Genomic DNA, 21,092 nt, shown 5'->3' on the forward strand with positions numbered 1-21,092 from the left:
GAGATAAAAATATCTCTTGTTTGATTTTGCGAACAAAATCGTTTTACTCACTCGTTGTTCAGTTTTCAAAGATCAAACATTTCTCTTTCGCCGCGTTTTTCAGCAGCTATAAGATCATATCATGTTCGTTTCAAAAATGCAAGGGTTATTTTTTTCTTTTTTTCGAAGATCGTTTCACCCAAGCTTTTCGCTTTTGAAACTGCTGTTTTGTTGTCAGCTCAAATAATATATCATAAAGCCAAGCAACTTAGCAAGCACTTTTTTTGTTTTTTTATTTTAGAATAAATCCGTTCATCTTTCAGCTCATTTAAATCAGTCGAGGGGCTAGTTGCCCCTTCATTAGCTGATGACTCCCTCTGGCTCGAATACCTCTGCAGGCCAGTGCAGTTCCACACCTTGGCGAAGAAGAACATTTTGAAAACATCCAAGATGCTCTGCTGATCGGCTCACTTCAATGGGATATACTTCGTTGGAGACACAGTAAGCCGCCAGGCTTCCCGCTGATTCTCCTATATTCCATTCTGTAGGATGCAATCGATAGCAGCCATTGGCTATTTGGGTCATCCCTATATTTTTGCAGGCAGGAAGTAAATTGCGCACTCTCACCGGAATAAGTGAGCCCAATGGAATTTCATAGGGATAGTTAGGGATGTAGAATGTTCGCTGAGATACCGTAGTTGGATGAAGATCCAAATGATAGCTACCTACACCTACACTGTCTGTATATCGCTTTGGCCCCTCTTCCCCCCGAAGCTCACGACTTACATCAAACTCAGATATCATATACTTGGCCTGAATTCGGCGTGACTCGCGAATATAAGCCGTTTTAGCCAGACCGTCAGATGTGCCGAGAATATCACCCCGTGGTCGAATTCCCGGATAGCCGAACCCTCCATCTAATCGGGGCGCTTCGGTTTGAAGCCAATATATTAATGAACGAGTCAACTCACGCGCTCCTTCTCGATGTTTTGCCTGCTCCTGAGCGGTGACACCGATCAATGGCCCTAGGTAATAATCATTTTGCGCCCAGTTTAAAAGAGTTACCTCACCATCATTTAGCGGTTCGCTCCATATCGAGGAATCTACAATACGACGATAATCCCATAAGGATACAATGCCCTGATCGTTAGGAAACAATGTGAACTGTTTTAGTTTACTGGTATCATCCGCGTCAGTAGCAAACCAGCTCAAAATCGGAAAACGGGAAAAGGAAGGAATATAATTTCTCCAGAAATCATATTGTTGCGGGCGCTCTATAATGAAGCTTTCCTGGGGAATATAGTCTACGGCAGCCACATGTGTGATAGATTGCATATCAAAAGGGTTAGCACACTCCAGTGCATGAGGTTCACCCGTAGCAGCCCGCGACTCCGCTCCACTCGTATGCTCCACGCCCGCCATTGGAAGGAGATCACCACACTCTGTCGCATCCAGATAAAACGTTCCGTGCAGCACTCTAAATCCACACTTATGATCAGAGCTATTCGAGGTACGGACAGTTACAGAAGTAATACAGTCCCCATCCGTCTGAACCGCAATAGGCACGGTGTGATAGTATACATGAACGCGCCCCGTATTCAAATAGGGAGCGAGCATATCTTCAAGCACCCGCAGAGCTACCCGTGGTTCATGGGCCAGACGGCTTACCCAACCATTCCCAGGGTTGAGAATGGGATTATTCCGTGCTTCTTCGGTTAACGGATAGTTCTGACGGTAATAGTCACGCACACGATTACGGAACTCACGGTATGTTGCTGTGCATCCAAATTGTTCGATCCATCGATGCTCATCTGGGGGAACCGCCTGTGAAGTTAACTGCCCCCCTAACCAGTCCGTCTCCTCTGTCACGATGACTCTCATGCCAGCCTTCGCCGCCGCGAGAGCTGCCGATGTCCCCCCCAGACCCCCGCCAATCACAACAATGTCGGTATCAAGCCGTTTTTGCGTCATGGTTCGTTCCCCTTTCATTCTTGTACTAGGACCCGGTCATTTCGAATGCAAGCCGTGCAGCGCCGATGATTCCAGCGCGATTGCCCAACAATGCCCGACTTACTTCCGTTTGAACTCCAAGTTGGTGCAGATGCTTTTCCAGCATGGGCCACCAGACCTCTCCCGCGTCCGCTACTCCTCCGCCTACAATGATCGCCTCAGGATCAAGAGGCACCGAGATATTAGATAGAAGCACAGCTAAATCTGCGGTGTAATCATCCAGCACCTGGATTGCTTCCTGGTTACCGTGAGCGGCCTCTTTCACAATCTCGTTCCCTGAGCGGTACAATTTACCGACGTGTTCCCTACCTCGACGTAACAAGGCGCTCCCCGATACATATTGCTCGGCGCACCCTTTTTTTCCACAATTGCAGGGGTGTCCCCCCGGGAATAGAATACTGTGCCCCCAATCACCGCCACTCCAATGAGTCCCTCTGCACAAGTGGCCATTTTCCATATATGCACCTCCGACACCTGTTCCCAACGTGAGCATCACCAAGCGTCGCTTGCCCTTCCCCGCTCCCTGCCACGCTTCTCCAAGTAAAGCGGCGTTCGCATCATTATCAGCAACCGCTCGTAAAGCCAGTTTTTCTCTAGCCCACGTTACCAAGGATGTACCTTGCCAGCCAGGTAGGTTATCTGTGGCATACACAACTTCGCCGCTCTCCACATTTACTCGGCCAGCAGTAGCAATGCCTAGAGCGCCTACATCTATATGGGCACCGATGCTGGTATCTCCAAAAGAACGCAACAATCCGAGCACAGATTCTGACACCCGCGACAACACCCATTCACGTCCACGGGAAGCGTCCGTATCCAGCCGGATTTCATCAAGCACCGATCCGTCCGGTGCCACTATGGCGGCCTTCACCGATGTGCCCCCAATGTCGATTCCAATGACTCTGTTCACAGCAGCTGCCACCACACCAACCTCCTTGTTGCCCCACATAAAAGCTTACTAGCTCTTTGTACAAACCTTCTATTAGTAGCAATACATGAATAGCCATTCATATGCACCACAAACACAAGTCATTGAACTGTCAGAGCGCACAGTTTTCAATTCACAACTGAAAAATCTCAATAGCTTCGTTCAATAACGGCCCTCGCTGTTTTTTCCTTCATCTGTTTGGTGTGACTCGTGTGCTTGCGAGCAAGCCCTTCGCAGATGAGGTCAATCACGAATAGCTGTGAAATTTTAGCGCCGATTGAACCACCTTCTATCGGCGCTTCCTTGCCTGCGGTCAGCAATACGATATCAGCAATGGAGGTAATGGGTGATTTCGCATAATTCGTAATTGCGATAACAGTTGCACCGTTTTGCTTGGCTTTGTGCAGCATATCGTTCGTATCCAGCGTACTTCCTGATACACTGATGCCGATAGCGACATCACCCGGGTTCATGGATACCGCCATCATCGACTGAATATGTCCGTCTGCCACAGCCTCGGCGCGGCGCCCAATCCGTAAGAAACGATTTTTAGCATCCTGCGCGGAAATTCCCGAAGCGCCTACGCCGAAAAATTGAACATAGCCCGCTTGATCGAGACACGCAATCGCACGACCAAGCTCTGAATGGTCCAGCAGTCCCATACTGGAGTGCAAAATATCGAGCATGTTGTGATACACCGTACGCGTAATATCTTGTTCGTCATCTGGGTCGATGTTCTCCTCGCCCATATCGGTTTTACGATAAGTCTGGTTTTGTGCCAGGGACAGTCGGAAATCCTGATAACCTTTGAAACCAATTTTCCGACAAAAGCGCATCACCGTCGTTTCGCCTGTACCTGCAAAATCCGCCAGCTCCGTCACGGAGAAATATATGATATCTGCGGGATGCTCCAGTACGCATAAGGCGACTTTCTGCTCCGATTTCGTTAATGAAGGATAATACGTGTTAATTCGGTCGTTCATCTCCATAGATGCATTTCACTGCCTTCCTTGCGGCATCGGCAAACCGCTGCGTAATCAATTGGGGTCTGGTAATCGCCGAGCCTACAACCACTGCATGTGCTCCCATTCGGAATGCTTCCTCAACCTGCGCTGGATCATAGATTTTGCCCTCTGCAATTAAAGGAACAGGAACCAGTTCCGACGCTCTCCGAACCAGCTCCAGATCAGGACCCTCAATCTGAGTAGAGTACGGCGTATACCCGGATAACGTGGTGGATACGCAGTCTGCGCCAAGGGAGGCCGCATGAAGCGCCTCCTCCAGTGTCGATATGTCTGCCATGGAAGTGACTCCCTGCTCATGGGCATAATCTAGGAGCCTCTTCAGCTTACATCCCGCTGGGCGCGGTCGTAATGTGGCATCCAGCGCAATGATATCCGCCCCTGCCTCCACCAGTTCCTCCATTTCACGAAGGGTGGGCGTAATGTAAATATCAGAATCATCATAATCCCGCTTAATCAAGCCAATCACTGGTAGAGAAATCGCCTGTTTAATCGCACGTACATCCGATGCGCCATTGGCGCGAATCGCTACAGCTCCACCTTGCTGTGCGGCATGCGCCATTTTGACCATAGAATCTGCTCCATGTAACGGTTCTCCTGGTAGCGCCTGACAGGATACGATCAGTCCGTGCTGAACTTTGGATAATACACCTTCCATTCCCATAGGAATCACCCTCTCTTCTCGGCATGATGCCGTACGGTTAATCCGACTTCAAAGGTGCGGTTCCACGGCATGTAGCAATCTATAATTTCCACGCGGCCTTCCGGCCCGTTCACATATTCATTGAGTGCCTGCTCCAGCCGTCCGCGAATAACCGCAGCTACCGAGCCTCTCGGTCCATCGAGCATAAACTTGGTAAAACCCATCTGCTCCACAATCCCGTTATTCATAGCCGTACGTACCACAGCGCAATAACAGGCATCCTCCGCGTAGCGCAGCGACAGAAAATCCAAATGTTCCTCCGTAGAGCCATAGTGGGTATACAGCATGGACTGAGCAATGACGGTGCCCAGCGTGTTAGAACTGGTATTCCAGCCTGCATAACCTGCCAGCTTAAAAAGCAGTCCTTTTTGCTTTAATAGTCTAAGTAGCTTGAGATCTGCGCCGTTGGCGTAGCCCACATCAGCAACTGCAACATTTTGACCTGCATATTGCAGCATATAAGAACCGTACTCAACCAGCTCTACTACATTCCGATGTACATCATATCCGGTCATTGCACGCTGCTGGGATGAAGCCTCTGCCATCGTGTCACCGGGTGTGTTAGCCAACAAAATCAAATCAGCCTCTGTTGCTGAGGAAGCTATCAGCCCACCTGCCGCCATAATCTGATATTTTAAGGTTTCGTAAAAATAGCGATCTTCAAAAAGCGGAACTACGAATGCCCCCTGCAAAGCAGACAATCGGGGATACACCAGTGGGACTACATTATTCATCTTGTTAACCCAACGAGCCAGCAACGTACAACCCACTTCATCTGCCCCCGGGTACATGTATACATTCAAATCCAGGCCAAGCTCAGAAATACGACTTCTTAGCCGCTGCTGATCCTTGGCGGTATAGCCGTAGGGAGCCGAATCATCCTGTGGGATGATCATAAAATCAATGATACCTTCTGCTACGAGATCCAGTGCAACTTCATTAGCCTCCAAATTCACATGGCGACGCCCCAGGTAATCATCCAGTATTTCCATTGGCAAACGCTCGTTTATATCAGCTAATTCGAGCAACTCTTCTGCGGTAGCGATCCCCAGCTCCTGACGATGCTCAATGAAGCCCTTTCGGAATATCTCACGACCCCAATCGGCATAGTAATCCGGTTCTTCATCAGCCAAAGAGTATTGCGGACAACGCATAATTAGTTGAAATGCATACAGAGTCAGTTGCGGATATAGTTGCTTTAGCCTGCGAAGCCGATTCACTCTATCTCTGACCTGCTCGCTCGACATACCGTGTAGTCGAGAAGGTACGATTCCTCCGTACAGCAACGTATCCATCGCAACAATAGCTCCATCAGCAGTAGCCGCGCGTTCTTCAAGCCATGCCCATAGTCTGGTCGTATCGCCAGGGGTTTTCTTTTGTCCCATCCATTCTAATGGGGGTAGCTCCATTTCCAAGTCTGTACCCTGTGCCAGTAAATAAGGAAATTGATAATTACAGGGCCGCTCATCCAGCGGTATAAAAAGTAATCGGGTGCTTGACTTCACCGTACGTTCCACCTCTCCTGAAAATTACCGTTATCCTAACGGCAAATGATTATTTTCAGGGCAGCTATGCTGCCTTGGTTTCATAATCCATCGCAACACTCACAAGATCAGTCGATATTTGCCTTGTTCGTCCTGATCGACATAACCCCACTGCGCGGCAGCACGGATCGCCGGATTGCTACCCAGCCGAGCCTCCGCTTCTAAGCAAGCAGTGATACCGCGTCGCAGTTCTCCTGCGATTTCGTCCGTCTGAGGCGACGGATCTTGCCCGTCAACTACTTCGCTCGGCGTGCTGCTCTCCCCGGACTGTGCATCGTCCTGTCGCTCGCTGCTGAGCGCGGCTTGACGCAACACCTGCCATAGGCCCGCGTCCAGCTCGGCACGTTCCAGCCACGGTGCGGCCTGGGACACGAACCCTGCCGCCGGATCATCAGCAGGCACGTTCCGTAGGACGCTCACGGTCTGAAGCAGCCGCTCAAAGTACATATCCAGCGCAGGGATATCGCGCATTTGCAAAGCAAGATCCACGTCCTCATACGCGCTGCCGCCCAGTCGGCTGTTCCTGTTTTGACGACAGAAAAACATCAGTTCATCCGCACGCTCTCCCGCTAACTCCCGCGCAGCCCATTGCCAAGATAGCTCAGGCATATACCGTTCACTGTTCCACATATAGTGGGACATCGTAATGAGCGTCACTTTGGAGCATTCCCACTGATTCATCGGGTTGGCCACCATACCGGTATGTCCACAGTCTGGTAGCCCGGAATACCGTCCGCGCAGCGGATCAAGGAATAACCGATCATGGTCACAATCATTCACCGGGATGTTATCCCACAGCCACAGCTCATGTCCGAAGAACGCATGATTATCGGCGGCGTGCTCGCGACTAATCTGTGGGGCAAAAACAAAGTACCCCGTCCAGAACACCTTAATCTCCGGATGCAGCCGCTCGCGGAAGTCCTTTTTGTATTCGGTATCCCAATACGACCAATATTCCGAAGGACAGACTGTCAGTGTAAACTCAGGCAGCCGTTCAGCCAGCCATGTGTGAACCTTGTTCGTCAAAAAGACATGAGCGTGACCCGAGCGGCCCAGCAAATGTCGATTTTCCCCTTTGAGTACATAATCAATATCATCCATTAATACAGAAAAATGACGTACGCCAATCGCAATCACGTCCGCTAGCTTTTCCGTCAATTTAAGGAAATCTTCATCGCTGCCAAAGCTTAGGTCGTTCCCTGGACTGATACAGTAATGAAAATCAATCTCATGCCGTTCGCAGGCTTCCTTTAATTCGCGGATCTGGTCAAACGTATCCTCAGGGTACGACTCTCTCCATAGCTCACGATGATATGGATCATCCTTGGGGGCATACATGAACGTGTTCATCCGATGCGCAGCCATAAAACGGACAGCATCCATCCGATCCACGAAACTCCACGGTTTCCCATAGAAGCCCTCAATAATTCCTCTGACCGGGAATGAAGGCTCATCCCGAATAGACATCACCGGCAGAGTACATCGCTCCTGTTCCACTTGAAGCAGGAGATGCAGGGCATCCATGCCGTATTTGAGCCCTCTTTTATTGGAAGCATGGATTTCAATCCGCCCGTCCTTCTGAATGTCCAACCGATATCCGTCTGCAGCAAGCGTTCCGTCATATTCGAGCACCAACTGCACGCTTCCCCGTGTTTCAGTCGGTACACCCGGTCCTGGAGGCACAATAAGCTTGATCGGTCCCTCGGGGTCCAGCACACCTTCATACTCCTGATTCATTGCAAAGCGAGAGGACAGTTCACAGATCAGACGCGGTTCGGAGATAACCAGCCTTTCCCCGCTGTCATACACATCACGAAAATAATATTGTATCTCCTGCGGTGATAACCCTACACCCGAATGAGGCCCCATTCCTTTGGACAATTTCATCGCAATCATCTCCTTCCATTCACAGGCTCTTCGTAGCCATGACTACTGGCTTATCCTTTTACCGCTCCCGCCAAACCTTCCATATAGTAGCGCTGTGTAAACAGGAACAATATAATGATCGGCAGTACCGAAATCATTGTGCCTGCAGCAATCCAACCGAAGTTATAGGCAAATTGACCGTTGAGATACGTGAGCGCAGCTGCCAGCGGATATAGCTCCGTATCGTTTAAAATAACGATAGGCCACAGAAAGCTGTTCCAGAACGACATCGCCTCCAACAGAGAAATTACAGCGAGCGCCGGCTTGACCAGCGGAAGCACCAGCTGCCACCAAATTCGAAACTCCGAAGCGCCGTCCATTTTACCGGAATCACGCACATCGGTGGGAATATGAATAAACGTCTGTCGCATTAGAAAAATGTTGAACACGGAGACTGCCCCGGGCAACACCACACCCAAATATGTATTGCCCAGATGGAGCCCTTGAATGGTCAGATAATGCACAATAAATGCGGTGTAGGAAGGAATAATCATCGTGGCAATCAGCAGCGTAAACACCAGATTTTTACCCTTAAAACGAAATACAGCCAAGGGATATCCCGTCAGACTGGCGAGTACCACATTGAGCACAACGCCCAACACCGTAATGATGACCGTATTCAGCATATACTTTGGAAAATTCATGAACTGCCACACCTGAACATAGTTGTCGAAATCGATAAAGGTCGGAAAAATAGCGGGCGGCGTTGAAAAAATGTTACGACCTGGCATGAGGGATACGCTGAGCAGCCATAGGAACGGTCCCATTAAAAAGAGGGCGAGTAGCACTAGAAGCACGTAGATGACCGTCATTCTCAGCATTCGAGCAAGACTGCGCATGATGCGGCTGCTTTCCTTTTTAGGAAGAGATGAGCGTAGCATTTTGTCATCCTTTAGATTCATCAATAGGGATTGACACCGCCTTTCCTATTGAATCGGAATACGATAATACTAAGTACGGCAATCATTGCACCGACAATTAAGCCAAGCGCAGAAGCATATCCAAAATTGAACTGCTCCATGCCCTTTTGAAAAATATACAAGCTGGATGTCAACGTGGCCGTTCCCGGTCCACCCTTGGTTAGTACGTATACTTCATCAAATACACGAATAGCTGACATGAGTGATATAAGGGTACAGAACAGAACGTAAGGTCTTAGCAGTGGAAGAGTAATATGAACAATCAGACGCCATCGGCTTGCTCCGTCGACTCTAGCGGCTTCGTACAGATCTTGAGGAATATTTTGTAATCCAGCCAGATAGAGCATCATATAATACCCGAGTCCCTTCCACATTGTGATGAACATCAGTACATACAAGGCCAAGTTGCTGTCCGATAACCAGTGTATGTCTTTGCTAATCAAGCCGACCTGCATGAGCAAGTAGTTCACTACGCTGTTATTGCCCAATAGCCAGCTCCAAATTAAGGCTACAGCTACCATCGAAGTCACAACAGGGATGTAGTAGGACGTACGAAATATTTTAATTCCCGGGATACGGCTGTTCACAAGCACGGCCATCAGGATGGAGAAAATTTGGAGAAAGGGGACAATGAGCACGTACAACAATGAGTTCCAAATTGAAATAAGAAAGTTACGGTCCTTAAACGCCGCTTCAAAATTATCCAAGCCGACAAAATGGGTATCTGATATGACAGAGTAGTCTGTCAATGCCAGCGGGATGCTGTAAATAATAGGCCAAAATACAAAGACGGCAAGCAATAACAGTCCTGGCGTCATAAAGGCCCAGGCCGTAAAGGACTCCGACCTTAACCATTTGATCATGCTGCATCACCACCTGATTTTGATAAATGAACAGGGGAGTATTCATTTACTCCCCTGTCAAGCCTATTGCTTTAAAATATCGTTCACTTCCTGCTCCAGGGCAGTAAGCGTCTGCTTCGTATCCGTGCCGTTCAATACAATATTTTGCAAAGCTCGCGCGATGGCACTGTTCACATCTTTGGCATTAGGCACACCGACCATATAATCTGTCGCCTTATCCAAGCTTTGCGCGGATACTACCTTGGCTTGTGCTTCTAATGATTTGTCAGACTGAGTAAAATATGGATCTTTAATGGAGTCTTTCGTGGAAGGTAGTGTATTCGCCGCTTTAGAAAAAGCTGTTTGACTCTCTGCGTTTGTCAAGAAAACAGCAAATTTCACTGCTTCGTCCACATGTGCAGACTTAGCAGGTACGACCAGGTCCATGGAGTTGGAGAGCCGCACATCAGCTTTACCGGTTGGGACAGGAACAGCAATTGTGTTCTTATAAACATCCGGCGCTGCCGTTTTGATAAAATTGATGAACGTTGGGCCTGCCAGCTCGAAGGCAACCTGCTCGCCGGCATAATATTTCACTTGTTGTGAGAAGTCAGCGTCTTCCTTGAGCACAACGCCATCTTCCATCTGTTTTTTTAGATTATTAATCATGGTGACTGCTTCTGGTGTATTGAACGCCGCTGCTGTCTTTTCTTTATTTAGAATGGGAATGCCGTCCACAGCGAAAAGTTTGGATACAAGCTGCTGCGCATAGCCTGCTTTGCCAATTTTTCTATTGATCTGACGGCCCCACTCAGACAATTCCTCCCGGGTTTTGGGCGGATGAGCAGGGTCCAATCCGGCGGCTTTGACCAGCTTTGTATTCATGTAAAGCACTTCTGTACCGGTATACCAGGGTAGCGCATAAGCTTTACCGTTAATGACTGTGGAATTATAAATACCCTCGAAATAAGCAGCTTTTTCCTCGGGCGACAAATGCTCATTCATATCAACAACAGCACCCTTGGAGCCCATTTGGCTAGCAAATTCTGTATTGAGATTGACTACATCCGGACTGCTGTTACTAGCGATACTTGTCAACAGCTTGTTGGTTACCGCATCATAAGGGTAATCCTTCCAGTCAATTTTGACATTGGGGTTCTTCTGCTCATAATCGGCAATCACCCGATTGAAATACGGGGTAAATGTAGGTTGTAGTGCAATGGTCCAAAATTGCAGTGTTACTTTCCCTCCGTCAACCTTTTCCGACTTTGATCCTCCACCACCGCAGCTGCTCAGCAGTACAACCAGCGCCAGCATAGATACAAGCAACCGTAACCTGCCTTTCGCTTTCTTTGTCACATGGTGACCCCCTTGTTCTTAGTTGATTAAGGCAAATTATAGCAGAAATACCGCTAAAGAAGGAACGTTTTTTCAATAAAATAAATTTAGAAGGAATAATTTTTCTTTTATTGGATACAAAAAAGACGCCTCTTCAGCAGAGACGCCATTTTCCTAAATCAACCCGCAAAGGGTTCACATCTATTAATAGTATGGGGCCATGAAAACGTACACCAGTACCCCAGTCAAGCTCACATATAGCCAAATTGGCATCGTCCAGCGCGCAATCTTACGATGTTTTGCTACCTGCATCGTCCATCCCCATACAACTGTGAACAGTGCTAGCGGTACAATAATCGCAGCCAGTATGCTATGCGAAATCAACAGCGTAAAGTAGATCGGCCGAAGGATACCCACCCCACCATATTTTGCAGTTTCCGGCGAAATGTAGTGAAAGGTCAGGTAGGAAAATAAAAATAAAACGGTACTGGCGAAGGCCAGCAAAACAAAGGTTTTATGAAGCTTAATGTTCTTTTTGAAAATAGCAACCAGTGCAGCCACCAGAAAAATAAACGTGAAGCTGTTAAAAATCGCATTCAGCCTTGGGAAAATAGTGAGATCAAAACTCACACTACCCTGGTATCCGATCGGCGAAAAGAACAGCAGCAAAATAATCACGTTGGCTATAATGGAAACGGTGATAATCAAGGCTGTAAAATTACGATTGCTCGTTGGAACGTACTGCTTGTCCTCACTCGCTTTATTCATCATGAGCGTCTCCTTCGTTAAATTCAGGTTTTCGTTACTGTTGTAGTCATAACCATAATATATTATATAGAACTCATGGACAGCCTGTGAAGTGACAACAGTATGAACAATTTCACAGCCATCTGTCAGAAAATATGCTTCAACATTTGAAAATAGCCCTTTACTTCCCTATATCAACGGTAGAATGCATTGATTTTACAAGCTTTATGCACACATAAAAAACACCGGGAAGGTCTGATTACCCGCTCCGGTGTTGTGTCGGTTATGCAATTAAGCAGCCTTGATGATCCATATTCATTGCTGCCATACGTCACTGTATTCCTGATGGCGCTTGAACAGAGCAAGCGCGTACGAGCAAGCAGGGATAACCTTTTTATGCTGATTCCTTGCCATATCAACCACTCGGTCGATGAGCTCCTTGCCGATTTTTTGACCCCGTAACTGCTCGGATACAAATGTATGGTCAATGACCAATGAGTGGTCATCTATGGATTTATAGCCTACTTCTGCAACTACCTGTCCATCATCCACCATGACTACTGCATGGTCCTCCTCGCGAATTTGTCTCATGAAACCAATCTCCTTTCTGACTGAAGAAAATCCCGTTACAACTCCATGCTAACGTATTACTGCAATCACTTCATGCCGACGCTAGATATCCTTATCATTCCCCTATTTAAGAATCAGCGAAACATCACATACGAGGATTTTGCAAAAATCCCATAAGCGACTTCCAATGAACAAGATATAGATCGAAATGGTTTAGTTCGTCTATATCTTGCCTTCGGAGCGACTGGAATCGAATTTTTCAAAATCCTGACACATAAAATAGGATCTATCGTCGACACTATATTTATTCCAATTAAGGCAAGGGAGGTGCTGCGTTGCGTACGGAATTAAAACCTGTCATCCCGTTTGAGCCAGAACTGAGCGAAAAAGTACCTGTAGATACGGGCCTTTGGCGTTATGAAATAAAATGGGACGGTACGAGAATTTTGACGTATCACGACCAGGGCAGCACACGCCTGTTTAACCGCAAGCAGCATGAACGAACGCTTTTATACCCGGAGCTTGCTTTCTTCCCCTCCTACTGTAAGGCTGATTCGGTCATATTGGACGGGGAAATGATCGCACTCGGTGCCGACGGTAAGCCATCGTTCCATGAAATTATGCGACGGGATCTGATTCGTCGGACGGATCGAGTTCAGTCAGCCTATGAAGCTGTACCCGCTACTTACATGTTGTTTGATATTGTTTATCTGAACGGGGAGTGGGTTCATCTTAAACCGTTACAGGAAAGGCTTGAACTGCTGCATCAGATCATCATACCGAATGAACGGATTCAACTGGCTCCCGCTCATCCTGATGGACAAGCTCTATTTCAGGTCATGTGCAGCCAAGGAATGGAAGGCATTGTGTGTAAAAAGCTAGATAGTCCGTACACATTGGGCGGAAAGGACGGACGATGGCTCAAGGTCAAAAATTATGGCGATATCATTGCCGTTATCGGTGGCTATACCCTAAACGGAGGCATTATCAATGCTGTGTTGCTGGGCCAATATGATAAACAAGGAATGCTGCGCTATATCGGGCATGTGGGGACGGGTAAGCTGACTCGGGAAGATTGGCGTCAGCTTACCGAGCGCCTGCTACCACATACCATATCGGAGCGACCTTTTAGCAATAAACCGGATCGGCATCAAGACGCATTTTGGGTGAAACCCATGTATACCGCCAAGGTTCAATATAGTGAATGGCGGTGGCAAGAAGGACGTACCCTGCGTCAGCCCTCCATACAAGCCTTTGTGAATCAGGGCCCCGATCAGTGTATCGGCCCCTGGATGTGACGTTTTACAGATATATTTTCAAAAAAATGCGGAACAAAGTTTGTATAAATCATTGCAACCAGTGGTTAATTAAATTACAGTTAACTAATTAACTACATCGAGGTGGATCGCATGTTCTTTTTTTTGGACTCCGAAATTCGTCAACTGGCCTATAATCTCTTTCCAGGTGGCAATAAACCGATTGGTGTTTTGGTAGATTTATTTTCCATAACGTATGAAATACGTAAAAACATGGAAAAACGTTCGCGTGAATTTGGTCTGTCCTACGGGCAATATATCGCGCTTTGTGTACTTTCAGCGCAAAGAGATGAAATGTCATCTCCTTCTGCTTTGGCTGAAAAGATGGGGGTAAGCCGGGCAGCAATCAGTTCTATGGTTATTTCTCTCGAACAAGAGGGATTCATTAATAAATATGACGATCCCAATGACAAGCGGGGAGTGTTCGTGTCCCTGAACGATAAAGGAAGAAGTAAAATTCAACAGATGGACCCCTTTTTCGTAGGGCTGGCTTCACGTCTGATGTCAGACTTTAGTGAGTCGGAAATCTGTCAGTTCCAAACCTATTTGTCACGCGTACGTTCTGCGTTTGAAGATGTCAAAGGTTCGCGTCTAACCGACTCCAGAGAGGAGAGAGAAAAATGGTGCGAAGACTGAGACAAAAACTGTTCGTCAAACTTGCCCGCATATCGGCTGGCAGAATGGTAGCTGCGTCCGATTTCAAACCTTCGCATTCTCCCAAAGTACATCGGAAAGAAAGGATCATTCCCACCTCTGTTGGTGACTCCAGGGTGATTGTATATGAACCTTCTCACCGGTCTGCTGATCCACTCCCTGTATTTGTAAATTTCCATGGCAGCGGCTTTGTAATGGGCAGCGCCGAAATGGATGATCCCTGGTGTCCGGTCATTACTGAACGTGCGAATTGCGTTGTCGTTAATGTCGATTATCGCTTGGCCCCGGAGTATAAATTCCCTATCCCGCTACAGGAAAGCTATGATGTAACCCAATGGTTGTACGAGCATCCTGATGTGCTCAACGTAGATCCTCAACGCATTGCGGTCGGGGGACACAGTGCAGGTGGTAATCTAGCGGCAGCGCTGTGTCTTATGGCCCGGGATCGCAAGGAATTTCCGATTATATATCAGGTACTGGATTACCCACCATTAGATATTGCTACAGATCCCAAATTGAAGCCCCAATTCGAGAAAGCCATTCCGCCACGAGTAGCAAAGATCTTTAATGAAAGCTACCTGCACTCACCAGAGGAGGCGCGGAATCCGTTAGTTTCCCCCATTTTTGCAGAATCACTACATAATCTCCCTCCTGCTCTGATCATAACCGCGGAGTTGGACTCCTTGGCTGACGAAGCCGAGTTGTACGCCAAACGGCTGATTGAAGCAGATGTGTCCGTGACGTATAAAAAATACATGGGTGCCGCACATGCATTTACCCATAGCGGCGATCTCGCTGTAGCTGAAAACGCCTGGCACCTGATGAGCGATCAGTTGAAATTGGCATTTGAATTCCGCATCGGAGACGTCCTGGCAGAACTGAAGAAATAAAAATAAGCCTCCTGCTTCCACTGCCATTATGCAGGGGTTCAGGAGGCTTATTATTTATCCTTACAAACTGTTAAAAGCGTCAGTCAATACAGGCACAATTTGCGATTTTCGCGATACAACGCCTTTTAGAACAGCCTTGTTGTCATCCAACTGTACATTATAGGCTTTCTCAACCGCTTGTGCTTGGCTTCCCAGGGCAATACCAATGGAATCACTGTTCACAATGTCTGTTACAACGAACAGGAACAGATCGAGATTTTTGGCCTCAATGGTTTGGGATAATGCAACTTCTAGGTCAGCTTGACGCGATAGCACATCGTTGACGTCTACCGCGTTCACTTGAGCAATTTCCACTTTGCGACCATTCATCTGAAATTCTTTGGCATCCAGACTCACTAACTGTTCAATGGTGTGACCACTCAAATCAGCCCCCGCTTTAAGCAAGTCAAATCCGTAACGATCTGCATCCACACCAGCAATTTCAGCCAGTTCACGAGCAGCAGCTACGTCTTGATCCGTGCAGGTTGGGGATTTGAACAACAGGGAATCGGAAATAATCGCGGACAACATTAGACCTGCGATTTCTTTCGGAATCGCTACACCATTTTCCTTGTAGAGCTTGTTCAAAATGGTGGCTGTGCAACCCACTGGCTCAGCGCGGAAGTATAACGGCTGGCTTGTTTCAAAGTTAGCGATCCGGTGATGGTCGATGACTTCAGTTACACGTACTTTGTCAATATCAGCGGCGCTTTGCTGGCGCTCATTATGATCGACCAGAATGACGTTGTCCGTTTCAGCAGCAACCTGCTCAACTAGACGTGGCGCGCTCACTTTGAAATAATCCAGTGCATACTGCGTTTCCCCGTTCACCTCGCCCAGACGAACCGGCTCTACGTCCGCACCCAGTTTGGTTTTTAAGTCTGCATAAGCAATAGCTGAGCAAATGGTATCCGTATCCGGATTTTTATGCCCAAAAATCAATGTTTTTGCCAACATAATCGACTCCTTTGCCTTAGGCATTTTACATGATTGTGAAACCTCAACAATTCCAATGCAGATTATATCATTAAATCTCGCATTCTCCCATTCCCCTTCGATTGTTTTCAAAAATAATCTAGTAAATTCATAACATTTCCATGGAATCTATATGTGATGTTACCCTTATTTTTTCTAAAAATATAAAAAACATATAGTAATATATCCCACCAATATGGTAAGATATGCCTCAAAACTGGCAAGTTAGTCACCAGTGGTCAATTCTATTATTTTAGATATTAAGGGAGGCGTGAGAACAACGGCAGTGGCTTCAAATCCTAGTATGTAGACATATCATATTTTGATTGAAAAGAGGGAAATCTTTGAAAAAGCCGATCATTTTGCAAAAAATACCTGTCGTATCACTCGCTCTTGCCTTGACGGTAAGCTTGTCTCTGCCGTCTGTCAGTTCTGCTGCTACCGCAGATCTGCAAATCAACTCATTTTTGGAAGCTCAGCAAGCATTGACTATTGAGGCGGCTCCGGCCTTCATTTCGCCAGAGCTAAGCACAGATTCTTCCCGCCAGGTCAGAGTTATCGTACAGCTTGATGGTGAGCCCCTAGCCGTGGACAAATATGCGGCACGTTCAGGCGTCCAAGCTTTCACAGCTCAATCTGAGCAAAAAGCGGAATCCGCGATTGCCACCGAGCAAACTACGTTCGTAGACCAAGCCGCTGAGCATGGTATTTCTCTTCAGGTGAATTACCAGTACAACACAGTGCTTAACGGCTTGGAGATCACACTACCAGCCAATAAGATTCCAGAACTGGCTAAACTGCCAGGTGTAAAATCCATTCATGAAAACAAAACGTATTATTCCATCCCCGTACAGGACCCGCCAACACTTACAGCCAGTGAAGCCACTTATGATAACGCACCGCTGGACCAGATTGGTGTTCCTGAAGCCTGGGCCAAAGGACTGAATGGCGAGGGAATCAAGGTCGGGGTTATTGATACCGGTATCGATTATGAGCATCCGGATTTGAAAGAAGCCTATAAAGGCGGATATGACTCTTTTGAACAAGACAACGACCCTTACGAGGAACCGTTCCTTGAAAAAGAAAATGACCCATACGGCACAGGTTTTAGCGGAACGACACATGGTACTCACGTCTCCGGCACAATTGCCGGTAAAGCCGCAAATAAATCCTCGGATATTGTGCAAAAGGGTATTGCCTATAAATCGGACTTATACGTGTATAAAGTGCTTGGACGCAATACCAAGACGGGACGCTCCTCCGGTTCCTCCGCACAGGTCATTGATGGCATTGAACGCGCTGTCAAAGATGGTATGAACGTCATTAACCTGTCGCTGGGCTCGGATTCCGAAAAGGATCCGAACTCCCCCGACTCCATTGCTATTAATAATGCTGTACTTTCCGGCGTAGTCGCGGTCATAGCGAATGGTAATGCGGCACAGGAAGGCCCCTATTTTTATTCCATGGGTTCTCCCGCAACATCACAGTTGGCGATTTCCGTCGGTGCAGCCACTTCGCCGAGCAAAAGCTTCTCGGGTACAGCTTCGGTCACCCGTGACTCCTATTGGGAGACTAACGGTGAATTGAAAAAGACCGTAACTGATGATGCTTATGTACATTATGATTTTAATTTGATGGGCTGGGAGACAGGCAGAGAAGACTTTGCCTCCATTTTGGGAACTGCCCCTTATGAGCTCGTATATGCGAATCTGGGACAACCTGATGATTTTGAAGGGAAAGACGTAGCAGGAAAAATAGTCCTCGTTTCACGCGGCAACTTGGCATTCGTGGATAAAATCGCAAATGCGAAAGAAAACGGTGCGAAGGCTGTAATCGTTTTTAATGGGAATACGAAAGCGGGCGACATCACCAAAGCTGATTTAGGGGAAAGTATTTCAGGTCGCGATGACTACGTAAATTCTAATTTGGGTGACAGCTTTGACTTTATTCCGACCTTTGACATGAAAGGTAAGGAAGGGCGCGCGCTGGCTAAACAACTTGTGGACAATGCTGGAGAGAAGTTCTCCGTCTCCTTTGGGGCAGATTATATTCGTACAGATAATGCAGGCGATACGATGGCCGGTTTCAGCTCCCGTGGACCGAACGGAGATGAACTACTCAGCATCAAGCCGGATGTGAGCGCACCGGGTGTGGGCATTTTATCAACCTACCCTGCCTTCGCCAAGTTCTATCCGGATGCATCTTATGAGCAAGCCTACAAACGCAGCAACGGTACAAGTATGGCGTCTCCGCATGTGGCTGGACTTGCTGTGCTGCTGAAGCAACAGCATCCAAACTGGACACCGTTTGATATCCGCGCTGCTCTGGCAAACACTTCGGTTACACTCTTTGATGAGGATAAAATCCAATATGATGTGTATTCCCAAGGTGCAGGCCTTGTAAACATCGCTAATGCGATTCAGACGCCAGCCCTGCTGGAAACCGTCGAAAAGATTACGATTCTCGACAAAAACTTTAATCGGCAGGAGGTTGTGAATTACAATCCTTCCGCCAGCTTCGGGGTGTTACGACCTGGTAGTGATGCGAAGCAGATTCAGCTTCAACTCAAAAACTTGTCGGCTAACACTGTGCAATATGAAGCCAGCACCGTTTTACATGATAATGTAACCTCTGATCCAACTAAGCCGATTGCTACACCTGACGTGAGCAACATTGCCGTTCAGTTGCAAGGTGTGGGCGCGAATGGAGCAATCTCGGCAGAACCGGGTAAATCGCAACCGTTCTTCCTGTCTGTACAACCAAATTCAGGTGCAGCCACAGGTGTATATGAAGGGGAAGTTATTCTGAAAAGCGCCGGACTGCCAACACTTCATCTGCCGTTCGTCGTTCATGTAGGCAAAGAAAATCCAACAACTGGCTTCGGCTTGCAGGACTTGAGTGTCACCAACCCGATTATTTATCCGAGTCGTACAGGTGCTCAACGCTCAACAGATTTGGCATTCCGCCTGACCACAGATAAAACCAACCAGATCGCGCTTTATGTATACGGCGTTGATGATAAATTAATTGGTCTTATTGACGGCATTACGACTTCAAAAGAACAAGGAGTCAACGCTCGCCTCAAACAAGGCGCATATTCCTTCAAGGATATTGACGGAAGTTACGTCGAATTAGATGACAATGGAAAACCTGTTCTGGATGCTAACGGTCAGCCCGTTATTCAGCATTTGAAGGACGGCGTATACAAGCTGGAAGTCAGTTCTCCAGAACTGAATAAAGACGGCGAAGTCGTACGCAATACCGACGGTCCTAAACTCTTCACCGCCACTAAAGCTATCCGTGTGGATAATAGCGCCGCATCCAGCGGTAGTGTTGGAGGCAGCGGTGGTGGAGGTGGCGGCAGAAGCAATACTACACCTTCTGCTGCAACGAACACATCCACTCCTGTCTCTACATCTGCACCTTCACTTCAAAGCGTTGTGAAACAAGGGCAGGCTGTTAAAACTGTCACTACAGCCGTTGCATTGAACAATAATGTACAGTCGCTGACAGTAACCGAGGCAGATTTACAGGCTGCCGTGACAGCGGCAGGTTCCAGCCCGACAGCTATTGTACTGTCGGCTACTAGCCAAGCAGGCCAAACGACAAAAGCATCGCTCACTTCCACACAACTGGTAACGTTAGGCAAGGCTGCAGCAGGAAGCAGCTTGATTGTAAGCAATACAGGTTCTTCTTTGGCTTTGCCAGTATCCGCTCTGAAAAATGTTCCTGCTGGTGCAGGCATTGAAGTGATAATCAGCAGCCAGACAGAGGCGAGTGGCACTTTTACAAGTAAGCTAAAAGGCTCCAATGTGATCGGCATCCCGGTAGGGTTTGAAGCTAACGTTGTCACTGGTGGCAAGAGTCAATCGCTCAAAGTTGCTCCAGGACAGTTCATTAGCAGATCCTTTACCGTACCTGGTCAAATTGATTCCAATACAGCCGGTGTACTTTATACGGCAAACGGAAATGTCTATCCCGTTCCATCCGTCTTCGCCAAGCAGGCTGATGGATCTACTGTCGTCAAGGTAAGCCGTCCGGGCTTCTCGACGTATGCAGCGGCGACACGTCCCGTTAGCTTTGAAGATATTTCATCGTCGTATGCCCAATCGGAAATTCAATCGCTGGCGAACAAGTTGCTGATTAACGGCACGACCGACACGACTTTCTCACCGAAGAAGAACGTGACACGTGCAGAATTTGCAGCCCTGGTAACTCGGGCACTCGGCCTGACACCGGGTACTGCTGCACCATTCAGTGACATCCCGGCAGGTAGTTGGTACTCCGGCGATGTAGCAGCCGCTTATGAAGCTGGTTTGATTACGGGTCGCAACAGCGACAAGTTTGATCCGAACGCTAATATCAGTCGTCAAGAAATTGCTGTCGTGCTGGGTAAAGCTGTAGATCTGCTTCAAATCAAAGCAGCAGTCGATGGCCCTGCACGTACACCGTACCATGATGCTTCATCCTTTGCAGGCTATGCCAAGGACAGTATTGAAAAAGTAAGTACAGCAGGTATCATCAACGGAGAAGCGATTAAAGGCTCCTCCTACTTCCAGCCGAATGCACCTACAACCCGTGAGGCATCTGCCAAGGTGCTGCATGTGCTTTTACAGAAAGCTTCGCTGATTAACTAACAATAGAAAAACCTCCCGAGCCGTGTTATAACCAAAGCTGCGGTTCGGGGGC

16 protein-coding genes are annotated in these 21,092 nt (G+C 47.7%); 4 read left to right on the forward strand and 12 right to left on the reverse strand.

The genetic code is table 11. The features are described from left to right. Positions 1-339: 339 nt before the first annotated feature. The 11 genes from NLX82_RS22810 to NLX82_RS22860 all read right to left on the reverse strand — a co-directional run bounded on the left by NLX82_RS22810 (position 340) and on the right by NLX82_RS22860 (position 12,550). A complete protein-coding gene (locus NLX82_RS22810) occupies positions 340-1,950 on the reverse strand; it encodes an FAD-dependent oxidoreductase (RefSeq protein ID WP_254349109.1) in 1,611 nt (536 codons plus the stop codon). Between the two features lie 25 nt (positions 1,951-1,975). Beyond that, the gene (locus NLX82_RS22815; RefSeq protein ID WP_254349110.1) at positions 1,976-2,938 is read right to left on the reverse strand and encodes an ROK family protein; all 963 of its coding nucleotides are present in this window, start codon (positions 2,936-2,938) and stop codon (positions 1,976-1,978) included. 128 nt (positions 2,939-3,066) lie between these two features. Then, a complete protein-coding gene (locus NLX82_RS22820) occupies positions 3,067-3,906 on the reverse strand; it encodes a MurR/RpiR family transcriptional regulator (protein WP_053324461.1) in 840 nt (279 codons plus the stop codon). Continuing rightward, positions 3,884-4,603: an N-acetylmannosamine-6-phosphate 2-epimerase gene (locus tag NLX82_RS22825; protein WP_076265095.1), complete on the reverse strand. Its 720-nt coding sequence runs from the start codon at positions 4,601-4,603 to the stop codon at positions 3,884-3,886. The genes NLX82_RS22820 and NLX82_RS22825 overlap by 23 nt, the downstream gene beginning before the upstream one ends. A 5-nt stretch (positions 4,604-4,608) precedes the next feature. Then, positions 4,609-6,147, reverse strand: coding sequence for a DUF4127 family protein (locus NLX82_RS22830; protein ID WP_254349111.1), 1,539 nt, complete (start codon positions 6,145-6,147; stop codon positions 4,609-4,611). Between the two features lie 99 nt (positions 6,148-6,246). Further along, entirely contained in the window at positions 6,247-8,073 is a 1,827-nt protein-coding gene (locus tag NLX82_RS22835) for a protein O-GlcNAcase (protein ID WP_254349112.1), read from the reverse strand. A 50-nt stretch (positions 8,074-8,123) separates the two neighbouring features. Beyond that, positions 8,124-9,014, reverse strand: a complete 891-nt coding sequence (locus NLX82_RS22840; protein ID WP_023986649.1) for a carbohydrate ABC transporter permease — start codon at positions 9,012-9,014, stop codon at positions 8,124-8,126. Continuing rightward, a complete protein-coding gene (locus tag NLX82_RS22845) occupies positions 9,014-9,895 on the reverse strand; it encodes a carbohydrate ABC transporter permease (RefSeq protein ID WP_013308405.1) in 882 nt (293 codons plus the stop codon). The genes NLX82_RS22840 and NLX82_RS22845 overlap by 1 nt, the downstream gene beginning before the upstream one ends. Positions 9,896-9,958: 63 nt before the next feature. Then, positions 9,959-11,233 (reverse strand): ABC transporter substrate-binding protein, encoded by a 1,275-nt coding sequence (locus NLX82_RS22850; RefSeq protein ID WP_254349113.1) that lies wholly within the window; start codon positions 11,231-11,233, stop codon positions 9,959-9,961. Between the two features lie 183 nt (positions 11,234-11,416). Next, positions 11,417-11,980: a DUF420 domain-containing protein gene (locus NLX82_RS22855; RefSeq protein ID WP_023986646.1), complete on the reverse strand. Its 564-nt coding sequence runs from the start codon at positions 11,978-11,980 to the stop codon at positions 11,417-11,419. 294 nt (positions 11,981-12,274) lie between these two features. Continuing rightward, positions 12,275-12,550, reverse strand: a complete 276-nt coding sequence (locus NLX82_RS22860) for a GNAT family N-acetyltransferase (protein WP_013308402.1) — start codon at positions 12,548-12,550, stop codon at positions 12,275-12,277. Between the two features lie 314 nt (positions 12,551-12,864). Between NLX82_RS22860 and NLX82_RS22865 the strand changes: the two genes are divergently transcribed. The 3 genes from NLX82_RS22865 (at position 12,865) to NLX82_RS22875 (ending at position 15,389) form a co-directional block, all read left to right on the forward strand. Continuing rightward, on the forward strand, positions 12,865-13,827 hold the full coding sequence (locus tag NLX82_RS22865) for an ATP-dependent DNA ligase (RefSeq protein WP_053324456.1): 963 nt from the start codon (positions 12,865-12,867) through the stop codon (positions 13,825-13,827). Between the two features lie 111 nt (positions 13,828-13,938). Next, the gene (locus tag NLX82_RS22870; RefSeq protein ID WP_023986644.1) at positions 13,939-14,481 is read left to right on the forward strand and encodes a MarR family winged helix-turn-helix transcriptional regulator; all 543 of its coding nucleotides are present in this window, start codon (positions 13,939-13,941) and stop codon (positions 14,479-14,481) included. After that, a complete protein-coding gene (locus tag NLX82_RS22875) occupies positions 14,466-15,389 on the forward strand; it encodes an alpha/beta hydrolase (RefSeq protein ID WP_023986643.1) in 924 nt (307 codons plus the stop codon). The genes NLX82_RS22870 and NLX82_RS22875 overlap by 16 nt, the downstream gene beginning before the upstream one ends. Before the next feature lie 60 nt (positions 15,390-15,449). On the opposite strand, the gene NLX82_RS22880 is transcribed toward NLX82_RS22875, so the two are convergent. Continuing rightward, on the reverse strand, positions 15,450-16,385 hold the full coding sequence (locus tag NLX82_RS22880; protein ID WP_269321404.1) for a manganese-dependent inorganic pyrophosphatase: 936 nt from the start codon (positions 16,383-16,385) through the stop codon (positions 15,450-15,452). 362 nt (positions 16,386-16,747) lie between these two features. Between NLX82_RS22880 and NLX82_RS22885 the strand changes: the two genes are divergently transcribed. Beyond that, positions 16,748-21,040 (forward strand): S8 family serine peptidase, encoded by a 4,293-nt coding sequence (locus NLX82_RS22885; protein ID WP_254349114.1) that lies wholly within the window; start codon positions 16,748-16,750, stop codon positions 21,038-21,040. Positions 21,041-21,092: the final 52 nt, after the last annotated feature.

Origin of the sequence: Paenibacillus sp. A3M_27_13 (assembly GCF_024213315.1) — a bacterium.
Taxonomy (GTDB): domain Bacteria; phylum Bacillota; class Bacilli; order Paenibacillales; family Paenibacillaceae; genus Paenibacillus; species Paenibacillus polymyxa_B.